Source organism: Bacillus cereus group sp. BfR-BA-01356 (genome assembly GCF_022663635.1).
Taxonomy (GTDB): domain Bacteria; phylum Bacillota; class Bacilli; order Bacillales; family Bacillaceae_G; genus Bacillus_A; species Bacillus_A cereus.
In genome coordinates this window covers 19,695-27,264 of sequence record NZ_JAKUFX010000080.1, presented here as the reverse complement: position 1 = coordinate 27,264, position 7,570 = coordinate 19,695, and the positions used below count along the sequence as shown (strand labels likewise).

The following is a 7,570-nucleotide window of genomic DNA, read 5'->3' as shown; positions in this document are numbered from 1 at the left end:
GTGGTCGGCAACACTCTATCTACAAATTTAAGTATCTCATAAAAATAGATACTCTTGGGTTTATAGGTACATCCCGTCCCTAAAAAACCTAACTTAATCATACGAGGAGGTGATACACATGCAACGGTACGTGACTTATGCGACTCGATTAGTAAAAGCAAAAGACGTAAAAGCTGTATGTTGCGAAAGTAAAAATTACTTCAAGAATGGCTCAGAAGAACAAGCAGTAAACACCATGTTAAAGCTAACGGAAAGGAGTGAACGTGTTGGCCAACATTAACGAGATTTTCGTAGAAGGTTTCCAGTCACATACAAATAGCCACTTTAATTTAGGAAACGGACTGAATGTAATTACTGGACCATCAGATAGTGGTAAAACATCCATTATACGAGCAGTTCGCTGGGTAGCATTTAACGAACCTCAAGGTGAGGCTTTCGTAAACGAATCAGTGGGACAGGCTACTGTAGCGATTCACATGGATAACGGCATTATTATTTCAAAGCACCGTAGAAAAGGAAAAACATCGTACAGAATCCAAACGGATCCAGGTGATGCAGGAAGTGTATTTGAGAAGTCAGAGGTACCGGAAGAAGTAAAACAATTACTTGGTATCACAAAGCAAACATTTGGGGATTTTGTTACTGCTTTAAACTTTGCATTCCAGCTTGAAGCACCTTTCTTAATAAGTGAGACACCGTCATCGGGTGCGAAAGTTCTAGGTAAGTTAGCAGGAACAGAAGCTGTCGATCTCGCGGTAAAAAGTGTTTCAAAAGATACATACGCAGCAAGGCAAGAGAGGTTACTAGCTGAAAAAGAAATTGAGAGATTAGCAGGTAACTTACTCGAGTACTTGGATGTGGATGATAAAGTACAGCAGTTAAAAACAGCTGAAAGTTTGATGGAACATGTAGAAGAATTGCATAAAAAGAAAGATGTACTGCAGCAACTACAAACTCAACAACAGATAGCATTTGAAAAATTCCGTGTAGCGTTTGTTGAGGATGAGAGACTCTCAAAAGTGCCGGTTCTTATACAAATACTTGAAGAAACAGAAAAAGACCAGCAGCGTCTGCAAACACTACTGGACTTACAAAAAAGATACGAGTCACTGTCCACCGCCAAGAAGACATTGACTGAAACATTAAAACAATTTGATGGATTAGTAGAAGTAAGTAACTTGTTACAAGATTCTACTAAATCCGAAGAAATATATTCTTTGCTTTCTATCTTATCACAAAACTATAAGAAGTATAGTCAAGTATTACAAGAAGCTCAATTACAGGTCGAGAGGTTGACTGTAATTGAAAACATTAATGTAGCTGTGATTGAAGAGGAAGTAAAGAAAACGGATGAGTTAAAGAAACTCTATGTACAACATAGCGTGGTTAAACAAGGCTACGAAAAAACAAGTAAGGATGTAGAAAGGTTATCTGTACCTGGTAATGCGTCAGATCAACTACAAGAATGCGAAACAAGTATTACACAACTAAGTCAAATAAGTGTGCTCTTACAAAAATACCAGAATATACACAACTATTATATGAGATGGACAAGTCGTGCGGAACATTTAAATGTTCCGAAAGAAGTGGTAATACAGATTGCTAATACTGAGAATAATGTCACTCATTTAGCTGAATTAAAAGAGTTTTTACGAAACTATATGATCTGGCATCAAAGAGTACGTCATAGTACAAGCACATTGGAACTATATGAAAAGCACATTGAAAATTACACAAAGGAATTGGAAGAGACATGGAACGAGGCTGGTGGAGTTTGTCCGCTATGCGAATCGCCGATGTCTTTTGAACATTCTCATTGAGGGGTGATTAGTGGTGATTGATACGGAAAAAATGAGCGAGTTTTTACAAACAGCTGAGAGGCTGAATAATTCATTAATGGAAATTAATGAGGTTATTGAAGCTTTTGACGATACATCTAATGTTTTAAAAGTCTCACTATTTCATAAAAAATTTAATGAGAATTTATTAGTGAGTGAATCAGAAAGTATAGGAGAAAAGAGTATTGATTTTGCTATCCGACCAACTGTGTTGGCCTGTTTAAGAGATCAAAAGAAGTTTCTTGAATCAGAGCTACAAAATTTACTATCAAAACAACTTGAAGGGGGAAATGAGTAATGGAATTAAAACAACGTATTGAAATTGCAAAAGCAAATTTAAAGAAAGCAGAAACAGCAAAAATCCAAGCAGAGGCGGAAAAGTCTTCAGCTGAAAAGCAATTAACGGAAATCGCTGAACAAATGGCGCGGTACGGGGTAACGCCTGAAACGATCCAGGAAGAAATCAATAAGCTTGATACATCAGTTAAAGAAAACCTGGAGCATGTAGAACGACTCATCCGGCAGGTATAAGGAGGCTACTTTTATGTACGAGCTTCTAAAAGCAAGAGCGGATATCCGTCAGGCAAGCGATAAATTGAAAATGAAAATCGGTCAACGTGATTTATTAGTTAAGCAACAAAAAAGCGCAGAAGTAAGAAAAGCAAAAGCTGAGGAGCAACTTGGGGAGTTTGATTTAGTACAAATTCTTCTTCAAAAGACAAGTGATTATGCAAGGCAGCAAGCAAAACGTCGTATAGAAGAAATTGTTACGTCAGCTCTTACAGTTGTATTCGATAAAGACTACAGATTCGAAATTGAAATTGCCGTAAAAGGTAATCAACCGGTAGCAGAGTATTGGCTACAGTCTGAGGATGTACGGACACAATTAAAGCCGCCTGATTATGATCGCGGTGGTGGTGTAGCAGACGTAGTTAGTTTAGCGCTCAGATTGGCTGTTGGAGAAATTAGTGGTGTAAGAGGACCGTTATTCTTAGATGAGGTTGGAAAGCACGTGAGTCAAGAATACGCACCAAATGTGGCGTATTTCTTGAAGGAGTATAGTACGAAATTTAAACGTCAAATCATTTTAATTACGCACAGTACTCATTTAGCTGAGATAGGTGACGTAGCACTTGGTGTGACTCAAAAACAAGGAAAAAGCATAGTAACTGCTTTATAGAAAGGGAGATTTGGATATGTGTATTAAGTGCTTAGTAAAAGAATTAGCTGCAACGGTTGCAGGTGTAGAAGTGACAGAGGAAGTTGTAGGTAAAGCAACTGAAGAACAAGTACGCGAGTTACGTAGAATTCGTAAAGAAACGGAAGCTATTAAGGAAGTTGTAGCTAAGGAATTAAAGACTGAACTTGAACCAATTAAAGAAAAATATAAAAAGAAATTAGAAAATGCAACAAAAGGATTAGAGGAATGGCACGATGCAGTATGGGCTGACATTCATTCTGAATTGGGTGTTAACGGTGAAGATGATTTGACGTTAGATGCTGAGACAGGTGAAATCACAAAACAAGTTATCAAGAAAAAAGAATCAAGTAACCTTCACTGATGCACCACATTGTTGAAGGTGGAATTACTTTAGATACAACGTTACGCGAAGCACGAAAAAGCAGAGGTGAGAGTATGAAGTTTCTATATTTCGGTGATCCACATATACGAGGTACAAACCCTCGTAATCGTAAGGATAACTACAAAGAGGCTTTAATTGCGAAGTTCCGTGAGATTTTCGCACTAGCTAAATACAAAGGTGTGACAGCAATTATACAACCTGGGGATACGTTTGATAGGCCTGAGGTTACGACAAGCGTGTTACTAGAATTCGCAAAGGTATTGAAAGAGAGTCCAGTTCCAATTTATACAACAGCTGGTAATCACGATATTTACGGCTACAATCTTGCAACGTATGAACGAACAAGCCTTAGAGTACTGGAGTTAATCGTCCCGCAGCTTACAGTCATTAATGATCCTGGGCAAGCTCATATGTTTCACCAAGACGGTAATCACGTCCAGTTAACATTTACACCGTACAGTGATCAAATTGATAAAGCTGGTTATGGTTATTCACCAGAAGTTACTGAAGATTATGAGTCAACTAAAATACATGTAGCTCACGGTATGTTACTTGACCATGATCCACCTTTTGATCGGTACACAAAAGTACAAGATGTAAAAACAGATGCGGATTTGGTTTTGTGTGGCCACGATCATACAGGTTTTGGTGTTTACGAGCGTTCGGATGGAAAAGTGTTTGCGAATATCGGAAGTATCACACGTTTATCGGCTTCGGAAGCTGAGATTAATAGACCAATACAAGTTCTTCTTATCGATGTAAAATCACCAGGTGTTTTTGATTTAGAACGGATTCCGCTTCAAAGTGCAAAACCTGGTGAAGAAGTACTTGACCGTAGCCGGATTGAAGCTGAGAAGAAACGAGCGTATGCGATGGAAGAGTTTGCCTCATTAATTCAAACGGAAACAGGGGAAGATGTGCTAGTCGATATTAATACGATTGTTGAGAGTATTGCTGAGACAGAAAGTATTAATCCGGATGTAGTAGAAATAGCGTTAACGAAAATAGCGGAAGCAAAGGAGGGATTACGAACATGATTGTAAACAAACCGCAGTTTGATGAGAATGAACTAGGCGAAGGTACGGCGGTACAGGTCACAAGTGGTAACCCGTTTAGACGCCCTAACTATAGTAATAATAAACATGATTGGAATGCTGTAGTAATAGAGTTTTCACCGTTGATGATAAGTGTAGCTGGTTACAACAAAGAGGAACATGATCGAGTAGAAACGATGAACATAACAATTGACTCAATTGTTAAAGAGCACGTGACGCTTAAAAAGTTAGTAGTAGAACTACCAAAAATTCAATGTGAGGTGGGACCAGAAAATGACTGAATTAAATAATGAAATTCTTAGTTTACAAGAGGAGCATGGGAAAGAAAAGCTACTTGCAGCGGCAACAAAAATTTTAGGTAAGAAAGTACCGACTGACTATGTTCGAGTATTAGATCCACTTGAATTACAAGCATCCTTACAACAAATTGATGCTGCAGTACAGGATGTTCTTGAAAAAGGTAAAGCACGTGAAGAAGCTTATGGGAAAAAAGCAGACCTAATTAAGCAAAAAGTGAAGCTGAAAACTGCAGTAGAGCTAAAAGAAGCAGAGGCATTTATGCAAATTCAAGGTGAGGGACGTAACCAATACGCTTACGTGAATGATCAAAAAGTGGCTCTCACGAATGATACGTTACGTGATGCGTACCGCCTGCATTACAGCAAAGAAGAACGTCAACAACTTACAGACGTAGAGCAAGAGTTAGCGTCCATTGATATCAAAATTTATCAAACAAAAGATGCTTGGGAAACAGCTAAAGAATCAGCGGATCTTGTAAAAGCAAAAGCTTATGTACAAGCGAATCTACTGAAGTTTTTGGCATAGGAGGTTGCTATGGATCCAAAACAAACAGCAATGAGAAATAAACAGCGTGAACGTCAGCAACGTGGGGATGATTTCCAAGCTGAAATCAGAAGAAGCTGGAGAGAAATTCCGAATGTATGGCGTATGAGAATTGCAGATGGTGCAGGTGCAACTCGTCCAGGTGACGAGATTGTAATAACACCTGAAGTAAATATATTAGCTGAAATGAAACGTACAGAGAGTCGTAGATTTTCACTAGATTATATGAGACCGAATCAGATTCTCGGGCTACGGGATTTTGATCAAATTATTGATAGAAATTTAGGTTTAGTGTTTATCAGTTTTCTAAATGATAGCAAAGGGCTTGACGAGGCTTATGCGTTCAGACTTATTACATCTCTTATTCATATGAAAAAACGAAACGTGAACCATATAAAACTTGAAGAATTTCAAAGTCAGACGGTTCCCTGTTTACCACTTCCAAGACTTACATACCATGAACCTTCTTACGATCTATCGGAGGTGCTCACTTGCTACAAATCTTTGTAAAACACAACATCCGAATAAGAGGTGCTAGTACACCTCTTAAGGCGGCAATTACTAAGGCGCTAACATTTGATAATCCAGCGTATTTGAAAGCAAAAAAGCAACGTAGACCTACATGGGGTGTACAAGCAAAACTTGAATTGTTTGTACAGGACAGAGGCGATATTGTTACGCCTCGAGGTTTCTTGTCAAAGCTAGAAGAGGTACTGAAAAACTTAGGTTACGACCCAAGTAAAGTTATTACCTCACAGATTTCATATGGCCGAGATGTTAGTTTCGGGGAATGGGATGACGGGTTTGTATTAAAAGAGGACCAGACACCGATGGTTGAAGCACTTATGCAAGAAAACGGAATAGGTGTAGCACCGGCTGGTTCAGGTAAAACCGTAATGGGCATGCGCTACATTTACGAAAAGGGTAAAGCAGCATTATGGCTTACGCATACAAAAGACTTAATGTATCAATCCGCAAAGCGAGCTAAGGATACAATGCCTGGTATCGGTCGTATCGGCTTTTTCGGTGACGGTGTACATGACTGGGGAGACGGTAAACTAATCGTTGCTACAGTACAAACCTTGCAGCGAAATCCACAAATAATCGATGCACTAAATGATTTTATCGGGACGGTAGTAGTGGATGAAGCCCATCACTTTCCAGCAATACAATTCATTGAAACGGCTGGGAAGTTAACGGCTGAAAATGTGATCGGTCTCACCGCAACACCTTCCCGAAAAGATGGATTAGAAATCTATATGTACAACGGTGTAGGTCCAAAAGTGTATGAGATTAGCAGAGATGGAATGTATGAAGCTGGGAGACTGGTAAAACCGACAGTGAAATTCGTATATACCGAGTTCAATTACGAGACGGCAAGTAACCGTAACGAGATTGATAGTGTGGATGCTGGTGGAGAAGATCTTGATTACACAGATCTAATAAGGCACCTCATTTCTGATAAAAAGCGTGCGAAGTTAGTTGCTGAGAATATTGTTGAGTCTGCAAGTTTAGGGCCATCCATTGTTATAACAGAATCAGTTCGCTACTGTTTCGTACTTGAAGAACTCGTAAAACGAATGGCAAAAGCAAGATTCGGTATCGATGTTAGAACAGCTGTAGTACACGGAGGTATTAGTCGCTACACCTGGAGAAAAGCAAAAAATGAAAAATATGCACAGCAGCTTATCGATACTGGTCATGCGGTAGATAAAAAGCAGGGTAAGTACGGTTGGCAGGTAAAGGTTGCTCAGTATTCAGAAAAAGAAATTCGCCAATGGCAAGTGACAAAGCAGCAACGTAAAGACATTTTGGAAGCTTGCGACCGAAAAGAAGTAGATATTTTATTTGCTACTCAGTTAGCGCGTGAAGGACTGGACATGCAGCATTTAGCAGTTGGTCACATGGTAATGCCGAAACGTGGTGATTCACGGGAGAGCAATAGCGGCTCATCGGTAGAGCAGGAAATTGGACGTATTATGCGTCCTGATCGAAACAATCCGGATAAAGAAGCATACTGGTTCGATTACGTTGACTACAATGTTGGAGTATTTAAGGACCAATATCACAGCCGTAGGAAAGTATACAGCAGAATCGGGTTAACGGTACCAAGAAAGCCGAAAACAGAACGCGATACAGTGGCTAACTTCTTAAATGACATGCCTTGGTGAAAGGGGGGATAACGATGGAAAAGTACGAATATGTGGGTGCACTTTATGAAATCACAGAACTAATTGCTTCAGCGAAAGAG

Annotated in this window: 11 protein-coding genes; all 11 read left to right on the top strand. The window is 39.4% G+C overall.

The features are described from left to right. Positions 1-118 precede the first annotated feature (118 nt). Complete coding sequence (locus tag MR168_RS22310) at positions 119-280, top strand: hypothetical protein (protein ID WP_001190219.1); 162 nt, start codon at positions 119-121, stop codon at positions 278-280. Next, the gene (locus tag MR168_RS22305) at positions 264-1,820 is read left to right on the top strand and encodes an AAA family ATPase (RefSeq protein ID WP_242291491.1); all 1,557 of its coding nucleotides are present in this window, start codon (positions 264-266) and stop codon (positions 1,818-1,820) included. Before MR168_RS22310 ends, MR168_RS22305 begins: the two co-directional genes overlap by 17 nt. Before the next feature lie 13 nt (positions 1,821-1,833). Next, a complete protein-coding gene (locus MR168_RS22300; protein ID WP_000567354.1) occupies positions 1,834-2,136 on the top strand; it encodes a hypothetical protein in 303 nt (100 codons plus the stop codon). Beyond that, positions 2,136-2,369, top strand: a complete 234-nt coding sequence (locus tag MR168_RS22295) for a hypothetical protein (protein WP_242291490.1) — start codon at positions 2,136-2,138, stop codon at positions 2,367-2,369. The genes MR168_RS22300 and MR168_RS22295 overlap by 1 nt, the downstream gene beginning before the upstream one ends. A 13-nt stretch (positions 2,370-2,382) precedes the next feature. Beyond that, on the top strand, positions 2,383-3,018 hold the full coding sequence (locus tag MR168_RS22290; protein ID WP_000273133.1) for a hypothetical protein: 636 nt from the start codon (positions 2,383-2,385) through the stop codon (positions 3,016-3,018). 16 nt (positions 3,019-3,034) lie between these two features. Then, positions 3,035-3,400 carry a hypothetical protein gene (locus MR168_RS22285; protein WP_000334956.1) on the top strand — a complete coding sequence of 122 codons (366 nt, stop codon included), beginning with the start codon at positions 3,035-3,037 and terminating at the stop codon, positions 3,398-3,400. Then, a complete protein-coding gene (locus MR168_RS22280; RefSeq protein ID WP_000546453.1) occupies positions 3,400-4,458 on the top strand; it encodes a metallophosphoesterase family protein in 1,059 nt (352 codons plus the stop codon). Before MR168_RS22285 ends, MR168_RS22280 begins: the two co-directional genes overlap by 1 nt. Next, complete coding sequence (locus MR168_RS22275; RefSeq protein ID WP_000636793.1) at positions 4,455-4,757, top strand: hypothetical protein; 303 nt, start codon at positions 4,455-4,457, stop codon at positions 4,755-4,757. Before MR168_RS22280 ends, MR168_RS22275 begins: the two co-directional genes overlap by 4 nt. After that, on the top strand, positions 4,750-5,301 hold the full coding sequence (locus tag MR168_RS22270; protein ID WP_000137796.1) for a hypothetical protein: 552 nt from the start codon (positions 4,750-4,752) through the stop codon (positions 5,299-5,301). Before MR168_RS22275 ends, MR168_RS22270 begins: the two co-directional genes overlap by 8 nt. A gap of 9 nt (positions 5,302-5,310) precedes the next feature. Then, positions 5,311-5,829: a M48 family metalloprotease gene (locus MR168_RS22265; RefSeq protein WP_000371314.1), complete on the top strand. Its 519-nt coding sequence runs from the start codon at positions 5,311-5,313 to the stop codon at positions 5,827-5,829. A gap of 83 nt (positions 5,830-5,912) precedes the next feature. Then, a complete protein-coding gene (locus MR168_RS22260) occupies positions 5,913-7,490 on the top strand; it encodes a DEAD/DEAH box helicase (RefSeq protein ID WP_242291492.1) in 1,578 nt (525 codons plus the stop codon). Positions 7,491-7,570 lie beyond the last annotated feature (80 nt).

What these genes read in the sequence shown, in the direction of transcription:
- MR168_RS22310 (WP_001190219.1), top strand. Translation starts at nt 119, where the DNA reads ATGCAACGGTACGTGACTTATGCGACTCGATTAGTAAAAGCAAAAGAC.
- MR168_RS22295 (WP_242291490.1), top strand. Translation starts at nt 2,136, where the DNA reads ATGGAATTAAAACAACGTATTGAAATTGCAAAAGCAAATTTAAAGAAA.
- MR168_RS22290 (WP_000273133.1), top strand. Translation starts at nt 2,383, where the DNA reads ATGTACGAGCTTCTAAAAGCAAGAGCGGATATCCGTCAGGCAAGCGAT.
- MR168_RS22285 (WP_000334956.1), top strand. Translation starts at nt 3,035, where the DNA reads ATGTGTATTAAGTGCTTAGTAAAAGAATTAGCTGCAACGGTTGCAGGT.
- MR168_RS22280 (WP_000546453.1), top strand. Translation starts at nt 3,400, where the DNA reads ATGCACCACATTGTTGAAGGTGGAATTACTTTAGATACAACGTTACGC.
- MR168_RS22275 (WP_000636793.1), top strand. Translation starts at nt 4,455, where the DNA reads ATGATTGTAAACAAACCGCAGTTTGATGAGAATGAACTAGGCGAAGGT.
- MR168_RS22270 (WP_000137796.1), top strand. Translation starts at nt 4,750, where the DNA reads ATGACTGAATTAAATAATGAAATTCTTAGTTTACAAGAGGAGCATGGG.
- MR168_RS22265 (WP_000371314.1), top strand. Translation starts at nt 5,311, where the DNA reads ATGGATCCAAAACAAACAGCAATGAGAAATAAACAGCGTGAACGTCAG.